At 33.2% G+C, this 20,280-nt stretch carries 22 protein-coding genes and 1 other annotated feature; of the genes, 15 read left to right on the forward strand and 7 right to left on the reverse strand.

From position 1 onward, the window contains the following. Positions 1-80 precede the first annotated feature (80 nt). Together AC1RPQ_RS02280 and rpmF are read left to right on the forward strand one after the other, a co-directional pair. Positions 81-629, forward strand: coding sequence for a YceD family protein (locus AC1RPQ_RS02280; RefSeq protein WP_409022679.1), 549 nt, complete (start codon positions 81-83; stop codon positions 627-629). A 55-nt stretch (positions 630-684) separates the two neighbouring features. Next, on the forward strand, positions 685-864 hold the full coding sequence (gene rpmF / locus AC1RPQ_RS02285; protein WP_057973392.1) for a 50S ribosomal protein L32: 180 nt from the start codon (positions 685-687) through the stop codon (positions 862-864). Between the two features lie 79 nt (positions 865-943). Here the strand turns inward: rpmF and AC1RPQ_RS02290 are convergent, their stop codons facing one another. Next, positions 944-1,447: a hypothetical protein gene (locus tag AC1RPQ_RS02290; RefSeq protein ID WP_481761209.1), complete on the reverse strand. Its 504-nt coding sequence runs from the start codon at positions 1,445-1,447 to the stop codon at positions 944-946. A 184-nt stretch (positions 1,448-1,631) separates the two neighbouring features. On the opposite strand from AC1RPQ_RS02290, the gene gndA reads away from it, so the two are divergent. Next, positions 1,632-3,053 carry an NADP-dependent phosphogluconate dehydrogenase gene (gene gndA / locus AC1RPQ_RS02295; protein WP_481761210.1) on the forward strand — a complete coding sequence of 474 codons (1,422 nt, stop codon included), beginning with the start codon at positions 1,632-1,634 and terminating at the stop codon, positions 3,051-3,053. 258 nt (positions 3,054-3,311) lie between these two features. Here gndA and AC1RPQ_RS02300 read toward each other — a convergent pair whose 3' ends face one another. The 4 genes from AC1RPQ_RS02300 to AC1RPQ_RS02315 form a co-directional block, all read right to left on the reverse strand. Further along, on the reverse strand, positions 3,312-3,878 hold the full coding sequence (locus AC1RPQ_RS02300) for a hypothetical protein (protein WP_481761211.1): 567 nt from the start codon (positions 3,876-3,878) through the stop codon (positions 3,312-3,314). 91 nt (positions 3,879-3,969) lie between these two features. Beyond that, entirely contained in the window at positions 3,970-4,821 is an 852-nt protein-coding gene (locus AC1RPQ_RS02305; protein WP_481761212.1) for a DNA/RNA non-specific endonuclease, read from the reverse strand. Next, positions 4,821-5,468, reverse strand: coding sequence for a sunset domain-containing protein (locus tag AC1RPQ_RS02310; protein WP_481761213.1), 648 nt, complete (start codon positions 5,466-5,468; stop codon positions 4,821-4,823). The genes AC1RPQ_RS02305 and AC1RPQ_RS02310 overlap by 1 nt, the downstream gene beginning before the upstream one ends. 603 nt (positions 5,469-6,071) lie before the next feature. Continuing rightward, the gene (locus AC1RPQ_RS02315) at positions 6,072-6,602 is read right to left on the reverse strand and encodes a GNAT family N-acetyltransferase (RefSeq protein WP_481761214.1); all 531 of its coding nucleotides are present in this window, start codon (positions 6,600-6,602) and stop codon (positions 6,072-6,074) included. Positions 6,603-6,758: 156 nt separating this feature from the next. Between AC1RPQ_RS02315 and AC1RPQ_RS02320 the strand changes: the two genes are divergently transcribed. The 4 genes from AC1RPQ_RS02320 to AC1RPQ_RS02335 all read left to right on the forward strand — a co-directional run bounded on the left by AC1RPQ_RS02320 (position 6,759) and on the right by AC1RPQ_RS02335 (position 10,554). Continuing rightward, entirely contained in the window at positions 6,759-7,616 is an 858-nt protein-coding gene (locus AC1RPQ_RS02320; RefSeq protein ID WP_481761215.1) for an aldo/keto reductase, read from the forward strand. Positions 7,617-7,929: 313 nt separating this feature from the next. Continuing rightward, positions 7,930-8,088, forward strand: coding sequence for a hypothetical protein (locus tag AC1RPQ_RS02325; protein WP_481761216.1), 159 nt, complete (start codon positions 7,930-7,932; stop codon positions 8,086-8,088). A gap of 271 nt (positions 8,089-8,359) precedes the next feature. Beyond that, on the forward strand, positions 8,360-9,046 hold the full coding sequence (locus AC1RPQ_RS02330; RefSeq protein WP_409022671.1) for a response regulator transcription factor: 687 nt from the start codon (positions 8,360-8,362) through the stop codon (positions 9,044-9,046). Positions 9,047-9,084: 38 nt separating this feature from the next. After that, positions 9,085-10,554: a HAMP domain-containing sensor histidine kinase gene (locus AC1RPQ_RS02335; RefSeq protein WP_481761217.1), complete on the forward strand. Its 1,470-nt coding sequence runs from the start codon at positions 9,085-9,087 to the stop codon at positions 10,552-10,554. A 99-nt stretch (positions 10,555-10,653) separates the two neighbouring features. On the opposite strand, the gene yidC is transcribed toward AC1RPQ_RS02335, so the two are convergent. Continuing rightward, the gene (yidC, locus tag AC1RPQ_RS02340; RefSeq protein WP_409022669.1) at positions 10,654-11,586 is read right to left on the reverse strand and encodes a membrane protein insertase YidC; all 933 of its coding nucleotides are present in this window, start codon (positions 11,584-11,586) and stop codon (positions 10,654-10,656) included. 87 nt (positions 11,587-11,673) lie between these two features. Beyond that, complete coding sequence (locus AC1RPQ_RS02345) at positions 11,674-11,949, reverse strand: acylphosphatase (protein WP_481761218.1); 276 nt, start codon at positions 11,947-11,949, stop codon at positions 11,674-11,676. Between the two features lie 134 nt (positions 11,950-12,083). Between AC1RPQ_RS02345 and AC1RPQ_RS02350 the strand changes: the two genes are divergently transcribed. From AC1RPQ_RS02350 to AC1RPQ_RS02385, 8 genes are all read left to right on the forward strand, one after another. Then, positions 12,084-12,848 carry a TrmH family RNA methyltransferase gene (locus AC1RPQ_RS02350; protein WP_481761219.1) on the forward strand — a complete coding sequence of 255 codons (765 nt, stop codon included), beginning with the start codon at positions 12,084-12,086 and terminating at the stop codon, positions 12,846-12,848. 116 nt (positions 12,849-12,964) lie between these two features. After that, positions 12,965-13,465, forward strand: a complete 501-nt coding sequence (locus tag AC1RPQ_RS02355) for an HD domain-containing protein (RefSeq protein WP_409022666.1) — start codon at positions 12,965-12,967, stop codon at positions 13,463-13,465. A gap of 121 nt (positions 13,466-13,586) precedes the next feature. Further along, the gene (locus AC1RPQ_RS02360) at positions 13,587-13,931 is read left to right on the forward strand and encodes a winged helix-turn-helix transcriptional regulator (RefSeq protein ID WP_481761220.1); all 345 of its coding nucleotides are present in this window, start codon (positions 13,587-13,589) and stop codon (positions 13,929-13,931) included. 43 nt (positions 13,932-13,974) lie between these two features. After that, positions 13,975-14,203: a binding site (T-box leader), on the forward strand. 61 nt (positions 14,204-14,264) lie between these two features. Beyond that, positions 14,265-15,311, forward strand: a complete 1,047-nt coding sequence (gene pheS / locus AC1RPQ_RS02365; protein ID WP_409022664.1) for a phenylalanine--tRNA ligase subunit alpha — start codon at positions 14,265-14,267, stop codon at positions 15,309-15,311. Positions 15,312-15,316: 5 nt separating this feature from the next. Further along, positions 15,317-17,737 (forward strand): phenylalanine--tRNA ligase subunit beta, encoded by a 2,421-nt coding sequence (gene pheT / locus AC1RPQ_RS02370; RefSeq protein WP_481761221.1) that lies wholly within the window; start codon positions 15,317-15,319, stop codon positions 17,735-17,737. A gap of 51 nt (positions 17,738-17,788) precedes the next feature. Next, positions 17,789-18,925, forward strand: a complete 1,137-nt coding sequence (mltG, locus tag AC1RPQ_RS02375) for an endolytic transglycosylase MltG (protein ID WP_481761222.1) — start codon at positions 17,789-17,791, stop codon at positions 18,923-18,925. A gap of 83 nt (positions 18,926-19,008) precedes the next feature. Next, entirely contained in the window at positions 19,009-19,491 is a 483-nt protein-coding gene (gene greA, locus AC1RPQ_RS02380; protein WP_481761223.1) for a transcription elongation factor GreA, read from the forward strand. Between the two features lie 77 nt (positions 19,492-19,568). Further along, complete coding sequence (locus AC1RPQ_RS02385) at positions 19,569-20,237, forward strand: potassium channel family protein (RefSeq protein WP_481761224.1); 669 nt, start codon at positions 19,569-19,571, stop codon at positions 20,235-20,237. Positions 20,238-20,280: the final 43 nt, after the last annotated feature.

Here is a 20,280-nt window from a genome sequence, read left to right on the forward strand (position 1 = left end):
CATACTGTCAAGGATATACCATTGACAATGTTTTTAATCACAGGTATAATCATAAGCGTTGCATTAGGAGGCATATTTGCATGAAATGGTCCTTAGTTGAGTTAAAAAAACAAAGTGATGAACCACTTCAAGTTGACGAAATGTTAAACCTTTCCGAAGGATTAATGCTGCGCAACAAAACAATTACAGCTGTTTCAGAAGTCCATGTTACGGGCATTCTGTCAGCAGATCATCAAGATGTCATTGGTCATTTTAACGTTAGTTTAACAGTTGAAATGCCATCAACACGATCATTAAAGAGTGTCGATGTCCCATTAAATTTTTCAGTTGATGAATTTTATGTAGGCTATCGCGATAAAGCACTTGAACGGTTTGATAAAAATGATGTTGTAATTATTTTGGAAGAAGATATGCTCAATTTGAATTCTGTGATAGAGGATAATGTGTTATTACAGATTCCGATGCAGATACTGACTGATGATGAGAGAAAAGCAGAAGATTTACCAACCGGAGACGACTGGGAAGTTCTTACTGAAGATAAACTCGTACAGGTTAGAAAAGAAAAAGTTGATCCTCGATTTGCCTCATTACAAAATTTTTTTGATAATGATGGTTCTGAAGAGGAATAAACATAACAATACTTTTATTAAAAGTTTTGGATAATTTTAAAGGAGGTGTTTGATAATGGCAGTACCAGCACGTAAAACATCAAAAACACGTAAGAGAATGCGTCGTACGCATTACAAGTTAACTGTCCCAGGTATGAGCGCTTGCCCTAACTGTGGCGAATTAAGAAAATCACATTATGTATGTCCTAGCTGTGGTTTTTATGACGGAAAAGAAGTCGTAAAAGTAAACAACTAAATCTACATTAAGTAAAAAGCCTTAACAACCATGGTGTTAAGGCTTTTTCTGTACAAAAAAAATAAGATTCAATTGAATCTTATTTTTTTTCACTAATTTTCAAACTTATAATTTTGAAGTCTGTCTCTGGATCAAAAAATTGAAAAGGTAATTTGGCATGGCTTTCAATATAAGTTACATTTTTAGCCGGTGTTTTAACAGCCTTAAAAGTGGGCGATTTGATAGATTTAATTAAATCTATCAAATCTAGAAGTAATAACTCTGGTTTGTTACTAAGATTAGACCAGCCTGAAAATTCGGAACGATAATTTTTAAAGATTGTTTTTCTTATCGGACTGATGAAAGCATTACTACTGTCATTTTCGTAAGGAATTGACTGAGATGCGATAGTGTGCTGACTTGTGGTACTATAAATTTGAATTCGACTATCTTTTAAATCTAAAAAATCGGCCGTTAATAATTTGTCGTTAACTTGGACAACTAAGTCAAAAGTAGGGATATTGTTAGAAAATTCTGCTTTTGCGCGACTGTATAAAAAAGTATCGATGGCATAATATAATTCTTGTACTTCAACTAATTTCATATTTGAAAGACCTCCTGAAATCAGTATAACAAAAAAAGGTAAAATAGATAGGAATTTTTGATGTCTAGTGTATAATTGACGTTGAAAGTTAAATGGGTTTATTGACAAAGTCGGTAGCTGATACTTTCTTAGATTACATGGTTTTTGATTCACAAAAAATTAAAGAAATGTAGGAGGTATTATAATGGATAAAGCACAAATTGGTGTTATTGGAATGGCTGTTATGGGTAAAAATCTCGCATTGAATGCTGAGAGTCGTGGCCGTACGGTAGCTATTTATAATAGAACGGGAGCTAAAACTGAGCAAGTTATGAAAGACCACTCAGAAAAAAAATTAGTACCCAGCTACTCAATTAAGGATTTTGCAGATTCATTAGAAAAACCTAGAAGAATTATTATCATGGTAAAAGCTGGCAAACCAACTGATGCTGTTATTGCAGAACTATTACCATTCTTAGATAAAGGTGATGTTTTAATTGATGGTGGTAATACTTACTTTGAAGATACAGTACGCCGTAATGCAGAATTAGATAATTCTGGAATTAACTTTATTGGAATGGGCGTTTCAGGTGGCGAAATTGGTGCACTTGAAGGACCATCAATGATGCCAGGTGGCCAAAAAGAGGCATATGACCTTGTTGCACCAATTCTTGAGGAAATGTCTGCTAAAGCTAGCGATGGGACACCATGTGTGACTTATATCGGTCCTAACGGTGCTGGTCATTATGTTAAGATGGTTCATAATGGAATTGAATATGGTGATATGGAATTAATTTCTGAATCATATCATTTGTTAAGAGATTTATTAGGCCTCTCAGTTGATGAAATCGCTGATATCTTCTCTGACTGGAACAAAGGTGAATTGGATAGTTACTTGATCGAAATTACTGCTGATATCTTAACACGTAAAGATGATTTAGGCACTGGTAAACCTATTGTTGATGTTATCCTCGATCGTGCTGGAAATAAAGGTACTGGTAAGTGGTCATCACAGAGTGCACTTGAATTAGGTGTTCCTCAGTCAGTTATTTCTGAATCTGTTTATGCACGTTACATTTCAGCAATGAAAGAAGAACGTGTTGAAGCAAGTAAAGTTTTACCTAAACCAGAAGTTAAATTAGGTGAATTAGATAAAAAAGAATTAATTGAAAAAATTCGTGAAGCATTATACTTTAGTAAAATCATGAGTTATGCACAAGGATTTGAACAATTACGTGTTGCCTCAGAACATTATGAATGGGATTTAAACTTTGGTGATATGGCTAAGATTTGGCGTGCTGGATGTATCATTCGTGCCCGTTTCTTACAAAATATTACTGACGCATTTGACGAAAAAGCTGATTTAAATAACATCTTATTAGATGGTTACTTCAAAGATATTGTTAAAAAATATCAAGAATCAGTTCGAGATATCGTTGGTATTGCTGTTAAAGCTGGTATTCCAGTTCCTGGATTCAGTGCAGCAATTACGTATTACGATCAATACCGTTCAGAAGTTTTACCTGCTAATTTAATTCAAGCACAACGTGATTACTTTGGTGCTCATACGTATGAACGTACTGATAAACCAGGTTCATTCCACTATACTTGGTATACTGAACAATAAAAAAAGTTAATAAATATACTAAAAAAGGCTATCTAACAACGATTTAAAAGTTGTTAGATAGGCCTTTTTTTCTTTTGGTTACGCTTTTGGTTACGTTTGAGTTAAGTATCTAAATATTGTAATAGTTTTGAAGTTACTGTTATATAGATTTGGGTAATCCTTACATTGGAATGACCAAGTAGATCTTCAATGCTGTTAAAGGAGGTACCGACTCCATGTAAAATTAACAAACACAAAATTGTTATCACTCTTTAAAAATTAACGTTGATATCCTAAATTTGGAGAAGTGACTTTTCCAGTAGATTTATTGACGTCAAATTCTACCATGTGTGTTTCAGTATCGAAGACGGATACAATATATTTATTACCTTTATCTAAAGTATCGCTTGATTTAACTTTTGGTTCCCAGTCGCTTGTCTCATTATTGAATGATTTAAAATAGCTTAAAGCAAGTGATTCAGCTTTTGATTGCGTCATCTTAGTTGATGTAGATGAACTTGTAGATTTTTCAGTGGTAGTAACGTTATTTTTCTCAGCCTCAATACTAGAAGAGCTTGCGGCAATAGAACTTTCAGCTGCGGTAATTGAAGAACTTGCAGCTGAGATGCTAGATGCTTGAGCAGATGATTCTGATGATGCTTTACTTTCGGAAGTTGCTTTTTTTATGGACTCTTTCTTACTTGATTCCTTTTTAGCTTTTATAATACTAGATGATGCAGCCTCAGAAGATGAAGAATCCTTACTTGTATTCTTGCTATTCCCACATGCAGTTAGTGAAAGTAGTGTGATGGCAGTAATCCCGACTATTGTTATTTTTTTATTCATAACACAAATTCCTCCAAATATTTTTATAGTAAAAAGCGAGCAGTGGGAATTGAACCCACTCGAAGTATCTATACGCCCGTTATCTATTTGTTTAATTTAGTGTACTAGTACCATCCCTATAATTAAGAGTAACACCGGCCTCTACATTAAAAATGTAAGTATTGAATTTAATTGAGGAGCTACCAATAGATTGAGCTTCCATTTGTACGCCACGAGCAAGAAGTTCATCTCCTCTGAATATTGGAGTAACGCGGTATCTAATATAGTTATTAGGATGTTCTTTAAGGTAAGTAGCTATATCCATTTCATGGGCAAGCATTTCAGGTGCATTCAGTTCACGAGTACCCGTAATTAAATTCTTTGGATTATTGTTCTGACCTGATAATTGATAACCAATTAAATGGCTACGATTATATAACCATCCGTTACTAATACGTTTATTTTTCCAGCCAGTAGGGTTCCAAGTTAACCCTTCGCGTTTCGCGGTAGGCATTAAAGATTTACTTAACATTGCATTGGCGGTTCCAGCACGATTCAGAGAATCTAGGTTGCTGTACGCTTCCCAAGTACCTTTACTAGTAGATAGGGTGCTTTCGCTGAAAGTAGGAATATTATTATTAACTTCTATTTCAGATTTATCACTATAGTTTAGAGATGATAAATCAAGTGTCTTAGATTTTTTAGTTGTTTCTTTTTTTGAAGAATCTTTACTATCATATTTAGCTAACTTATTTTTTAATTCTTTGATTTCTTTGTTAAGTTTGTCTAATTTCACTTGTTCTTTATCAACTTTATTATTAATTTCTTCTGCTTGCTTTTTGGCAGTATAGTCGTAAGTAACATGTGAATCAGATTTTGCTAAAACGGTAGTCGTGTTACTGATACCAATAAAAGTGAATGATAAAATTAGAACACGTATTAATAAATGATTAGTTGATTTCATTATTTTTTCGCCTTTCTATATCCAGCATCTTGAGCGGCTTGTTCTGTTTGGAAAGTAATCGCATTTGATTTACTCATTTTATAACCAGTTTGACCGGGAGTATGGTAAATTTTAGAATTAGTATTACCGATGATGGATCCTCCGCCAGTAGTAACAGAATCTGCGTTAGATGAATCCGTAGATGTAGAATTATTTTCTTTTTGAACGCTGTTAAAATGTTCTTGTTCTTTTTTTGCAGCTAGTCTTTGAGAACTTTCAGATTTAGATTTAGCTTTAGATTCACTTTCTTTTTCAGAAGTGGCTTTAGATTCTTTCTCATTTAATTTTTTACTCAATGATTCAGCTTCAGATTCTTTTGAAGAAACTTCTTTTTTTATAGATTCATATTTTGACTCTGCCTTTTTCTTATCGGCAGAGCCAACTTTTGTTACGGTAGTAAGGGGCGATTGTTTTTTAGTTGGTTCGGCCTGACTAGTCATCCCAATGCCTACAAGTGAAATGATCAGTACAGCAGTAGGGTACCAAACCCGTTTCTTGATTTTAGTGTATATATTTGGATTTTTAGTTTTTGTCATAAATCTTTTAACTGTGTAGTAAATAATAAAATATATTGAAATAAAAAAAATAAGTGCAAATAAAACGTTCATAATACGTGTTCCTCCAAAGATTTTTGTAATGTAAAATAAGCAATAAAAATTGTCTCAGTAATAAAAGTTATGTTGGTAATCTTTTTAAGACAGAAAGCTTGATTGGGCGGAACTAGATTCTTTGACACTAGCATTTCTACTTGAAGAAGGTGCAGTGATACCAATTAGAACGAGTAAAATAAATGAGATTAGGAAACTAAATAATATTAATTTTCTTGCATGATTAGTATCCTTTTTGTTAATTTTTGCGATAATAAATTTAATAACATATACCAAAAATGTGATAAAAGTAGTAATAAATAAGAGAGCGAAAAAGATACTCATGTGGAAAATCCTCCAGAAATAATATTTTTAGTGAAATATTGCGTAATTAGATTATGATGGACATACTCTATATCAATACAATTTTACTATTAAACTTTATAATAGTATATGAAAATAATTATTAGATGAACGTTATGAATATGTCACATTGGGATTAACGTTAAGACGTTAGTTTATGGATATGAAAGAAAAATTAGGCTGAAAAAATCTATTGAATCCCGAAAATATAAAGAATTATTTGTATAAAAATAGAGTGGATTTTCCCACTCTATAAAAAGGCTAATTTTTGGAGTCACTACTGTTTAGAACTAAAATAAAATCGGTTTGGATAGCATCGCCTAAAACAAAATCATGTTGGCTATGTTTTGTTAAGCCTTGTTTTTCATAAAAGGAGAGGGCAGGTTTATTATGTTCCCAAACTCCCAACCAAAGTTGATCTTTTTTAAATTCTTTGGCAACCTCTTTAGATTTTTCAAATAGAAGTTGACCTAATCCCATTTTTTTGTGATTTTTGCGAATGTAAATTCGTTGGATTTCTAAGCCGTTCGGAAAGTCATCTTCAGTTTGTGCGTCGTTAATATTTAATTTTAAATATCCAGTTAACTCATCATTAACATGTACGAAGTAAAAGAATGCATTTGGATCATTTAATTCACTCGTTAATTGTGGTAAAGAATAAGCGGTATCCAAAAAATCTTGTAAATCTTTTGGATCGTTATCTGCAGCGAAAGTATCAGTAAAAGTTTCAATGCTAATCTTTTGTAATATTTCTAAGTCATTAATTGTGCAAAGTGTGATAATAGGTGTCATCGCTTTTTCTCCTTATATGTAATCTAAAATACTTATAGTAATAGTAGCCTAAAGCTGAAAAATAAACAAATATTAAAATAATATAGCATAATCCTTGACTCTGAGTGCACTCCAAGTGTTTAACTTAGTATATTAAATAAAAAGGGAGCGATTTAAATGAATACAGTTACATTAAATAATGGAGTGAAAATGCCACAACTAGGTTTTGGCGTGTATCAAATTCCTTTAGAAGAAACTGCAGAGGCAGTTTATCAAGCGATTAAAGTAGGATATCGATTACTAGATACAGCGATTGCCTATGGAAACGAAGTTGAAACTGGGGAAGCTATCCAAAGAGCGATCACTGAAGGATTAGTGACACGAGAAGAGTTGTTTGTCACAACCAAATTATTTATCCAACATGTTGGTGAAGAAAAGGCGATGAAGGCAATTGATGAATCACTAGAAAGAATGCAGTTAGATTATCTAGACTTATTCTTGATTCACCAACCATACGGTGATGTATATGGTGCTTGGCGCGCTTTAGCTACCGCACAATCTGCTGGGAAAATACGTGCTATTGGGGTGTCTAACTTTGATATCGGAAAATTAATAGAATTCTCTCATATGAATGGTGTGGCTAAAGTTCAAGTTAACCAAATAGAAGTGAACCCATGGAATCAACGTTTAACGGATGAAGCCTATCATGAAAAATTAAGCATTCAAATGGAAGCATGGGCACCTTTTGCTGAAGGCCGGTTAGACTTATTTAAAAATGAAACATTGTCAAAAATTGGTAAACAATACGGTAAATCAGTTGGACAAGTTATTCTAAAATGGTTAATGCAACGTGGTATTGTAGCACTTGCTAAATCTGTGAGACCGGAACGAATGGCAGAAAATATCGACATATTTGATTTTGAATTAACAGTGGAAGACATGGCAACTATTACTGCCTTAGACAAACAAGAATCTGCCTTCTTTGATCATAATGATCCAGAAAGAGTTGAACGGTTCATGGAATTATTGTCATAAATTACCTGAAGTAAAGTTATTTTGCCAATGGTAAATAAAATATAAGTATAAGTATATAACGGAAAAGAAGCATTTGGGATAATTTTATCTATTTGAAGTGGAACCCCCTAAGTTGGAGAAAAATCTAACTTAAGGGGTTTTATTGTGTTCTTAGTTGAAATAAAGGAAAAAACTTTAATAGTTAACCAATGAGGTAGTATGGAATAAGATAATCCGTAACTATTTTTTAAGACGCTAAGGTATAATTTCGATATTCTAATATCCTAACTTAACGGCACACTTAGAAAATATAATGTGGTTTGGTGGAATTATTTTGTCAGAGAATAAAACCTTTTCATATAAGGTTTTTGAAGAAGTTATTTTGAGTATGCTGAATGGAGAAATCCGTGTTAACGTTGTAAAAGAAATTGAAATGGCAAAATTTATAATTGAATTATCGGTTTTACTGATTAAAGCTGCTGGTATCGAATAACTAATTCCAATTTTTAGTTTTCATTTTAATAAAGCGTTAATGATATATTTTTTAAAGTTAACGGTTTGTTATATTAATTTTATTACTCTTTTAGTTAATAATATATTAAAAAAACGGTTAAAAAGTGCTTGAATACCTATATGAGTTGAGCAGTGCAAAGTGTATGCAAGAATATCATTTAATGGTAGAATAAGAAAAGTAAGATATCGGTTAAAAATTGTGTGTATATGGATGAGAAAATAAAATAAAACTAACAGGAGATCATGAAAATATGAGTCGTATTCTAATAATTGAAGATGAAAAAAATTTAGCGCGCTTTGTTGAATTAGAATTACAACATGAAGGATTTGAAACTGAGGTTCATTTTGATGGGCGAACGGGTCTAGAAGCTGCTTTAAATGAAGATTGGGATTCAATTCTACTTGATTTAATGTTACCTGAATTAAATGGTCTTGAGGTTTGTCGCCGTGTACGACAAGTTAAAAATACACCAATCATTATGATGACGGCTCGTGATTCAGTTATTGACCGCGTATCTGGCTTAGACCATGGAGCAGATGATTATATTGTTAAACCATTTGCAATCGAAGAATTATTGGCGCGTTTACGTGCATTGTTACGTCGTATTGATATAGAGGGTGAACAAAATGTTGCAAAACAGACAACTGTCACTTACCGTGATTTAACAATTGAAAAAGAAAATCGTGTTGTTCGTCGTGATGAAGAAGTTATTGAGCTAACCAAACGTGAATATGAACTACTTTTAGCTTTAATGGAAAGTGTTAATGTTGTTTTAGCTAGAGATGTTTTATTAGCTAAAGTTTGGGGATATGAATCAGAAGTTGAAACAAACGTTGTGGATGTTTATATTCGTTACTTACGAAATAAAATAGATCGTAGCGGTGAAGAAAGTTATATTCAAACGGTCAGAGGAACAGGGTACGTAATGAGATCATGAGAAAAAAAATAACCCAGCATCCAAAAGAAGTAAGACGTATGTCACTTAAATGGAAATGGGCATTAGGAACGGCAATAGGTGTTTTACTTATATTTGCCGTTTTTTCTGCGCTTATTTTTCAGAGTTTTAGTGGCGTTTTATTAGATAAAGAAAAAAAAGATGTACAAGATACTTTAAGAACGGTGACGCAACAGTTAAGTCGTGAGAATCAAGACTTAACAATTTCAAGTACTGCACAACATTTAAAACCGATAAATGCAGATTCTCGACCAGATAAAGACGAAAATAACTTGTACTCAAATGCAGTAATTGTTAATTTATCAAGAGAAAATATTGCAGTAGGTGTTTATAATTTGAAGCAACAAGAAGTTTTTGCTTCAAGAAATTTAAACGTACCATTTGTTAAAAAAAATAAAATGACGTTTACTAGCCAAACAATTGATGGCGCAAATGGATATGTTGCTAGAAGAGCTATTTATTCATCTAAAACTGGCAAAAAAATCGGGTATGCACAAGTAACTAATGCTTTAGAAAATTACCATAAAATTAGTAATAAATTAATTCTAATTTTTATTGTTTTAATTATTACGGCAACCTTTGGTAGTGCTATATTAGGGTATATCCTGGCATCTTGGTTACTGAGACCGATTGAAGTAGTGAACGAAACTATTGATATTATTAATGAAGGCGAAACACCAATTGGACATGTACGTGTCCCAGATATGCATAGAAATGATGAGTTATCTGATTTGGCGGACTTGTTCAATAGTATGCTAGATAGGATGGAGCGCTACGTTGATCAACAGCAACAATTTGTTGAAGATGTCTCACATGAGTTAAGAACCCCTGTAGCAATAATTCAAGGTCATATGGAATTATTGAACAGGTGGGGTAAAGATGATCCGGCAGTTCTAGCGGAGTCGATTGAAGCATCTTTGCAAGAAATTAATCGTATGAAGAGTTTAGTTCAAGAAATGCTTGATTTATCAAGAGCTGAACAAGTAGAGATGACATTTAAAAATGAGTTAGTTGATGTCCGATTAGTTGTTTTACAAATTTTCAATGATTTTAAAATGATACATCCCGATTTTACGTTTATTTTAGATGAAGATTTTAATGGAGAAAGTTTGGTAAAAATATCGCATAATCACTTAGAACAAGTTTTAATTATTCTAATGGATAATGCCGTTAAATATTCAGAAACAAGAAAAGAAATTCATATTTCAGCATCAAAAGATATGAAAATGGTTCAAATTGCTATTCAAGATTTTGGTGAAGGAATTTCTAAAGATGACTTAAAAAATGTTTTTAATCGCTTCTATCGCGTTGATAAAGCTAGAAGTCGTGATAAAGGCGGTAATGGTCTTGGATTATCAATCGCACAAAAACTCATTATGGGTTATAAAGGAACATTAGTGGTAGAAAGTGTTGAGAAGCGTGGTTCAATATTCAGAATTTCGTTGCCTCTAGCTACTACTAAACCAACCGAAAAGATAAGAAGAGACTAGTGTTGAAATGCAATACAAAAATTTAGACAGTATAATAAAAAAAGCTTACCATTCTTAGAGCAATTCTAAGAATGGTAAGCTTTTTTTAATGGTTAATCTTTATTTGCGGTTTTGTTTACCAGCATTACGATTACGATTATTTTTTGCTACATTTGAAAGATTATCTTCAACATTATCAATTGTTTGTTCCACTGTTTCTTCAACAGCATCAATTGTTGAACGTTCTCTAACAATTGGTGGGTTCTTAGCAAGTTCAGCTTGAATTTCGCGACGAATCTTAGGACGCATTAACATAATTATAAATGTTTGAACACAAGCGAAGAGGCCACCGATGAAGAAGTAGAGACCAATACCTGCTGGCGCACTCATTGTAACAAAGACCATCATAACTGGACTAGCAATTAACATTGTTTGCATTGTTTTCTTTTGTTCTGGCGGAATGCCAATTGTTGAAATGAATCCTTGACCCAAATACACAATGAAACATAGCACAGTAAAGATAATTGATGGTGTACCTAATTTAATGCTAAAGAAGACAGCATCCTTTAATTCTGAAGAATATAAGATTGCAGCGTATAGCGCAGCAAAAATTGGCATTTGAACTAATAATGGTAGGCAGCCAATTCCGCCAGTCATGCTGACGTTGTTATCTTTATAAAGTGCCATCATTTCTTGACTGATAGCTGCTTTTTCTTCTGAACTTTTAGCATTTTTTTGTCGTTCTTGAATGACTTTTAATTGTGGTTGAATCGAACCCATTTTTTCTTGTTGAACGGTCGCTTTTTTCGATTGATTAATCATCATTGGCATAAGTGCCAAGCGAATGACGATTGAGATAACGATAATTGCTAGACCGTAGTTGTTACCTAGATGAGCGGATAACCAGTCAAGCAATCCCTGAGTTGGTTTTGCTAAATAGTCGTAAACCATCCCAAAAGGATTACCATTCTTGTCTCTGCGGACGCATCCCGATAGGAACAGGACAAGCGCCATGAATATTGGGAGCATTGTTAAACGTTTAATCTTTTTCATTAATATATTTTCCCCTCTTAAAGTGACTATATCGATTACTATACTTTAAATATAGGGGGATTTCAATGGGCTATAAATAAATCGTAATTAGTAAATAACGGTAAAGGCAGTCGGCATATAATTAGTTAAGGAGGTTTCTTTATAATCAGTCACCTTACCGGCTGGTGTAGGTGAATTTTTAACTTTTTGAATAAATTTTTCTAATTGGGTATTATCTGAACTACTTGCTTTAATTGTGACGCTGTCATCAAAATTATTTTGTACTGACCCGTAGATGCCTAGATCATCGGCTAATCTCTTCGTCGTATATCTGAAGCCAACACCCTGCACGCGACCAAAAACAGTTATTTGAATAGCACTCATAATGTAATCCCTCCATATTATAAAGTAGATATAGGCATTTATTGCTTTCATTATAACTGGAAAAGATGATAATGACCAACTAATGCTATTTTAAATATGCTATAATTATTTCCAATAGTAAGAGGGGTACATTTATGGAAAAAATTAATTCAACACAGAATGCTAAGATTAAATACTGGAAAAAATTACAAACTAAAAAAGGTCGTAAAAAGGAAAATAAATACCTTTTAGAAGGCTGGCATTTAGTTAAAGAAGCACTCATGGCAAACACAAAAATTGAATATTTGCTTGTTACTAATGATTTTAGATATTTTGATGAAATAGCCGATACGACAATTGAGCAAGTAGAAATCTCATCTGAAGTTAGTTTATATCTTGCTGACACGAGTACGCCACAAGGTATTTACGCGGTAACTGAGATGGAAGAAAATCAACAATTATCAGTTGACCATTTAACTGGTGGCTGGTTAATGCTAGATGGTGTTCAAGATCCAGGAAATATTGGAACAATGGTTAGAACTGCCGATGCTGCCGGTTTAACAGGTGTCATTTTTGGTGAGGGTAGTGCAGATAGTCATCATCCTAAAGTTTTACGTTCGATGCAGGGAAGCCAATTTCATGTTCAATTAGTGGATGCCGATTTAATGGAAGTTACTACCTTATTCAAAGAAAATAATATTGCTATTTATGGTTCTGAATTAAATGAAGATGCACTTAGTTATCGTGAGATTTCTGCTACAGATAATTTTGGTTTAATTATGGGAAATGAAGGTAACGGGATGCGTAATGACCTGTTAAATGAAACGGATGCTAATTTATATATTCCAATTAAAGGTCGTGCTGAATCGTTAAATGTCGCTATTGCTGCAGGTGTACTAATGTTTCATCTTAAAGCTTAATTATGATATTTGGTGAAATTATTACGATTTACTAAAGATAACTGATTGCGCTTGCAATAGGTGCTCAATCAGTTATGATGGAGATAGGAAAAAATATTTTGGGGGCGTACTAGTATATGAAAAAAGATTCGTATCTTGATGATGAATTATATATGAGTTATGTTGGAGACCTTTTGGCAAAACCAGAAGTTCAAAGATTAAGTGAATATACACAACATCATTTTTCTACTCGATTAGAACATTCAATCTCAGTTTCCTATGACAGTTATCGTATCGCTAAAAGATTACATTTAAATGCAAAAGCAACGGCAAGGGCCGGATTATTACATGATTTATTTTACTACGATTGGCGTACAACTAAATTCGATCGCGGTACACATGCTTGGATTCATCCGCGTATCGCTATTAGAAATGCAGAGAAGTTAACGACATTATCTGATTTAGAAAAAGATATCATCATGAAACATATGTGGGGTGCTACTGTTGCACCACCTAAATATCCAGAGGGATATATTGTAACCATGGTTGATAAATATGAAGCAACAAGTGAAGTTTCATCACCGTTAAAAAATAAATCAAAACATAGCTTTCAGCAATTAATTGCAATTTTAAAATAGTTTTAAAAAGGATAGGCCTACAGGCTTATCCTTTTTGTTTTTTCGAAAACGAACCAATTTGTTTACTTTTTGTTAGTTAATGATAAAATATAGTAATAAAGTAACTGAGGAGGGGTTAATTATGCAAGTTGTTCAAGAAAAAACAAATTATGAAATGTGTCCTAAATTTGAAAAAACTTTTTCAATATTAGGTAAAAAATGGAACGGTTTAATTATTAACGTTTTATTGGATGAAGGACCTCAACGATTTAAAGAATTAGCTCAAAAGGTTGATAAATGCAGTGACCGTGTATTAGTTGAACGTTTAAAAGAACTTGAAGATACTAATATTATCTCAAGAGTCGCCATCGGTGAAACTAGTCGTAGTTTTTATGAGCTTACTGAACAAGGAAAAGACATGAAAAATATGATGGATAGCGTCCATACATGGTCAGAAAAGTGGTATACACTTAAAGATTGCGAGTAAGACTTGACGATAGGCTTTGATACCTTTAAACTATGAATATAGAATAAAGGCTTAGACAGAAAATAGTAGATATTTTTCTTGGATTTAAAGGGATGGTTAGCTAGACTGAAACTAACCAATAAATAAAATATTGAATTCACTTCTAGAGCTGTTAATTAATGTAGGCTAACTTAAATCATGCAATTAACCGGTTAATGGCCGTTATCATTTTGAGTGTTTGGGAATTTGTATTCTCAAAAACAAGGGTGGTACCGCGAGACCTCGTCCCTTTTTAGGACGGGGTCTTTTTGTGTCTAAAATCTATCAAAACAACTAATAAAGGAGTCGATATTAATGGATTTAAAAGAGAAATTACTTGAGTTACAAGAAAAAGGCTTGAAACAAATTCGTGAATCAGAGGATCTAAAACAAATTAATGCTATTCGTGTTAATTTACTTGGAAAAAAAGGACCAATCACAGAAGTTTTAAGAGGTATGAAGGAATTATCAGCCGAAGAACGACCTAAAATTGGTAGCTTTTCTAATACCATTAAAAATGAGTTAGCTGAAGCTATTCGTGTGAAAAATGAAGAACTTGAAATTAAAATGACTGCTAAAAAGTTGGAAAAAGAAAAAATCGATGTAACGCTACCAGGTGCCCAAATTCAATTAGGGCAGCCACATGTTATTATGCAAGTGATTGAAGAATTGGAAGAGCTCTTTTTGGGTATGGGGTATCAAGTTGTTTCAGGTCCAGAAATAGAAGAAGACCATTACAATTTTGAAATGTTGAACTTACCTGCGGATCATCCCGCTCGTGATATGCAAGATACATTTTATATTACAAAAGAATTATTAATGAGAACACAAACATCACCCGTTCAAGCAAGGACAATGGAAACACATGATTTTTCAAAAGGACCATTAAAAATGGTTTCACCTGGTAAAGTTTATCGACGTGATACAGATGATGCAACGCATTCACATCAATTTCACCAGTTCGAAGGGTTAGTAATCGACAAACATATTACGATGGCAGACTTAAAGGGAACGATTGAACTGATTGCTAAAACAATTTTTGGAGAAGAACAAGAAATTCGGTTACGACCAAGTTACTTCCCATTTACGGAACCGTCAGTTGAAGTCGATGTGACCTGTTTTAAATGTGCGGGTAAAGGGTGCTCAATCTGTAAATACACAGGCTGGTTAGAAGTTTTAGGCGCTGGAATGGTACATCCTAATGTATTAAGAATGGCCGGTGTCGACCCTGAAGTATACGGTGGTTTTGCCTTTGGTTTAGGACCAGATCGTTTTGCGATGCTTAAATATAGTATCGACGATATTCGTCATTTTTATTTAAACGATAATCGATTCCTGTCACAATTTACGAAAAGAGGTTAGAGATAATGAAAGTATCTAAAAATTGGTTGAATGAATATTTAACATTAGAAATTGAACCTGAAATTATTGCTGAAAAAATAGCTCGTACAGCCGTTGAAATTGATAGCGTTGAACGTCCTTCTGAAGGACTTAAAAAAATTGTTGTTGGATATGTTGATAGTTTGGTACCACATCCAGACTCTGATCATTTAAATATCTGCCAAGTTGATGTTGGTGAAGGATCTCTTAGTCAAATCGTTTGTGGCGCACCTAATATTGCCGCAGGGCAAAAAGTTATTGTTGCATTACCCAATTCTAGAATTGCTGATAATGTTAAAATCAAACGTGGTAAAATGCGCGGACAAGCTTCTGAAGGTATGATTTGTGCATTACAAGAAATTGGATTTTCAGATAGTGTCGTGCCTAAAGAATTTGTAGAAGGTATCTACGTAATGCCAGAAAATGCAATTCCTGGTGAATCAGTCTTTGATTACTTAGGTATGAATGATGACATTATTGATATTGATGTGACACCAAATCGTGCTGATATGTTAAGTATGCGTGGGGTAGCACATGAACTATCTGCTGACTATGATGTTCCGGCAACATTTAAGCATCCAGAATTGAAAGAAACATCTACTGAAAAAATTGAAGATTACATTTCTTTATCGTTGCCTGATAAAACGTTAGCACCCACATATTCGATGCGCGTGATTAAAGATTTAACAATTAAAGCAAGTCCAATGTGGTTACAAATTCGTCTTTGGAACGCAGGCGTTAGACCTATTAATAATGTCGTTGATGTGACCAATTATATATTGATGGATTATGGTCAACCATTACATGCCTTTGATTATAATAAATTGGGAAGTAAAGATATTTTAGTAAGAACAGCTATTGCTGGCGAAAAGATTACAACACTAGATAGCGAAGAACGTGAATTAAAAGAAAAAGATATTGTGATTACAAATGGTAAAACACCGATTGCTATTGCTGGGACAATGGGTGGCGAATCAACACAAATAACCGACGAAACTGTGACAGTTGCGATTGAATCTGCAGTATTTAACAATTCAATGGTTAGAAAAACAGCACGCACACATGGTATTCATAGTGAAGCCTCAATGCGATTTGAACGTGGTATTAACGTTGAAACAGTACAAGAAGCACTTGATGCAGCAGCAGAGTTAATCGCTAATTTAGGTGATGGAACAGTTGTGTCGGGTACGGCAAGTGCAAGTAAGCTAGAAGCAGAGTCAACTTTTGTTGATACAACGGTGGCACATATTAATGGTGTACTTGGGACTGAATTATCAGAATCTGAAATCACTAAATTATTTAAACAATTAGGATTTACGGTTGTAAATCGCGATGGTACTTTAAATGTTGAAGTTCCTGCAAGACGTTGGGATATTAGTATTGAAGCAGATTTAGTAGAAGAAATCGCGCGTATTTATGGATACGATAATATTCCTTCTACACTACCAACTGGCAAAATGACTCCTGGTAAATATACTTATAAACAAAAAATGATTAAACAGGCGCGTCATATTTTGGAATCAGCTGGGTTATCTGAAGTTATTAGTTATGGATTAACAACGGAAGAAAAAGCTGGTAAATTTATTTTTGAAGAAAAAGATGTTTTTACGACAAATTTAATGTTCCCAATGAGCTCAGAACGAACAACAACAAGAATGAACTTAATCAGCGGGTTATTAGATGATTTAGCGTACAATGAAGCACGAAAATCTGACAATCTTGCTTTCTATGAACAAGGAAGAGTCTTTTTCCGCAGTGAGGGCGAAGAGCGACCTACTGAAATTGAACATATTGCAGGTGCAATGACAGGATTATTTAAACTTGCAAATTGGCAAAATGAAAAACAACCTGTTGATTTCTTCATGATTAAAGGTGTTGTTGAACAATTATTAACACAATTAGAATTAGTTGATGATGTTACTTATGTATCTTCTGAAAGTCATGAAGATATGCATCCAGGACGAACAGCTGATATCTATTTAAAAGATGAATTAATTGGTTTTGTCGGCCAAGTACATCCTAATTCAGCTAAAGAATTTAATTTAAAGGAAACATACGTTTTCGAATTAGATCTTCAAAAATTAGTTGATGCGAAAAAAGCAGACCGATTATTTGCGCCTATTTCTAAATTCCCATCAGTTACTCGTGATGTGGCCCTCCTAGTTGCTAATGATATAGCTAACAGTGAGATTGAAGCGTTAATTAAAAAACAAGGTGGAAAGTCTTTAATTGATGTTCATTTATTTGATCTTTATCAAGGATCTCATATTGAAAATGGCATGAAATCCCTTGCTTATACGTTAACTTATCAAGATATTACAAAAACTTTGGTTGAAGAAGATGTCACAAATGATTTTAACCGTGTTATCGAAGCTTTAAAAGAGACGCTTAGGGCTGATATTCGATAATTTAGGACGCAGCTTAATAATACTTATTATTAAGCGTGAGGAGGTTAAACAATGAAAAAAGATGATACATCTCCAGAATTACCGCCAGAGAATAATAAAAACCAGGCTAAGAAAATTATTGCAGGGGTCATTGCATTATTATGTATATTACTACTGACAATATTGTTTATGACCTATAGATATATCAAGGCATCTTTAGATCCACTAGATAAAAATAATAATAAAATTGAACAAGTTTATATTCCAATTGGATCAAGTACAAAACAAATTGGAACAATTTTAGAAAAAAATAAAATTATTAAAAGTGGTACGGTGTATACGTACTATGTCAAGCAAAAAAAGGTGTCACAATTTAAGGGCGGCTACTATCAACTTAAGGCATCTATGAGTTTGGATAAAATTGCTTGGACACTTCAACAAGGTGGAAGTAGTGAGCCTATACAAAATAAATTAGCGAAAGTATTAGTTGGTGAGGGAACAACAATTAACCAAATCGGTAAATCCATTTCAAAAGAAACAAATTTTTCATATAATGATTTTATTAAATTAATGAAAAATAAAACTTTTTTGGATTACTTAGATAAAAAATATCCAGATCTTTTAGATACCACTATGGCATCTAAAAACGTGAGATATCCTTTAGAAGGTTATTTGTTCCCAGCTACGTATACTGTTTATAAAAAAACAACGTTAAAAAATCTTGTTGAGCAAATGATTGTTAAAGCAAATGATGAATTATCGCCTTATTATGCAACAATAAAAAAACAAAAATTAACAGTACAAGAGGTCATTTCTCTCGCTTCATTAGTTGAAAAAGAGACGGAAAACCATAAAGATCGTCAAAAAATTGCCGGTGTTTATTTCAATCGAATTGCATCAGAAATAACGTTACAATCAAAAATATCAGTTAGTTATGCGCTAAATATACCGCAAAAAGATTTAACGTCAGCTGATTATTACGTGGATAAACCATATAATTTGTACGTTTATAAAGGATATGGACCTGGTCCATTTAACAATGCTAGTTTAGATTCTATCCAGGCTGTTTTGACACCATTGGACAGAAAGAAAGGTAATTTCTATTTTATTTTCAATTCAAATTCTAAAAAAATAGAATATTCTAAAACGTATGAATATTACCAAGCATTTTCACCTATGACACAGGCTGATAATGATTATGTTCAATAATCCACGCAACCGGTTTACAATCACAAAATTAAATGTTAACCTGATAGGCATATTGAACTTATTAATTTTAAGAGGAGTAAGTGATGGCAGAAGATAAAGTATATCCAATGACCGTAGACGGTAAAGTTAAACTTGAAGAAGAACTTGAAACATTAAAAACAAAAACGCGTGCAGAAATTATTAATCGTATTAAGATTGCACGTAGTTATGGCGATTTATCAGAAAATTCAGAATATGAATCAGCTAAAGATGAACAAAGTTTTGTTGAAGGCCGAGTTAAAACAATTGAACATATGCTCCATTATGCAGAAATTATTGATAACGCTGGTGTAGATGCTGACGAAGTTTCTGTTGGTAAAACAGTTTCATTTATGGAACCTGGTGAAGAGGAAGAAACATACACGATTGTTGGTGCGGCAGAAGCTGACCCAATGTCTGGTAAAATTTCAAATGAATCACCAATCGCTAAAGGATTAGTTGGCCATAAATTAAATGAAACAGTAACAATTGAAACACCAAATGGTAATTTTGAAGTCAAAATTACCGATGTTAAAGATAATTTATAAAAGCTAAATATAAAAGATTAAGTTGCAAATCATTTGTTACTTAGTCTTTTTTTATTAAATTAAGTAGGTGAGATAAGTTGAAAAAGAATTTTGCAATAATCGGTTTAGGTCGATTTGGTGCGAGTGTTTGCGAAACGTTGATTGAGTATGGGCAAGAAGTTTTAGTTATTGATAGGGATGAAGCTCGTGTAAATGATTATATGGATATTGCAACACATGCTGTTGTTGCCGATGCACAAGATGATGAAGCTTTAAAATCAATCGGTATTCGTAATTTTGATCATGTGATTGTCGCAATTGGTGAAGATATTCAAGCAAGTATCTTAGTCACATTGATGGTTAAAGAATTAGGTGTTCCTGTCGTAACGGCTAAAGCATTGAATAAATATCACGCTCGTGTACTCCAAAAGGTTGGGGCAGATCATATTGTTCATCCTGAACGAGATATGGGAATCAAGTTGGGTAGGGCATTAAGTTCTAATCATTTGTTAGATTACTTAGATTTAGATGATGATTACCGATTGGCAGAAATTGATATGACAGATCCGAGATATGTTAATAAGACATTAGATGAATTAAATTTCAGATCAACATTTAATTTAAATGTAATCAGTATTAGACGTGGTAAAGAAATGATTATTTCACCATTAGCAGATCAAATTATTTTACCAAATGATCAGGTACTGATTATTGGTGAAACAAAAGCTGTCACAGAATTTGATGAAAAAATGAACAAGACTAAATAAAAGGACAAGATTGCATATTGCAATCTTGTCCTTTTGTATTATA

The sequence above is a fragment of the Dellaglioa sp. CoH-57-MRSF-21 genome (genome assembly GCF_056781915.1).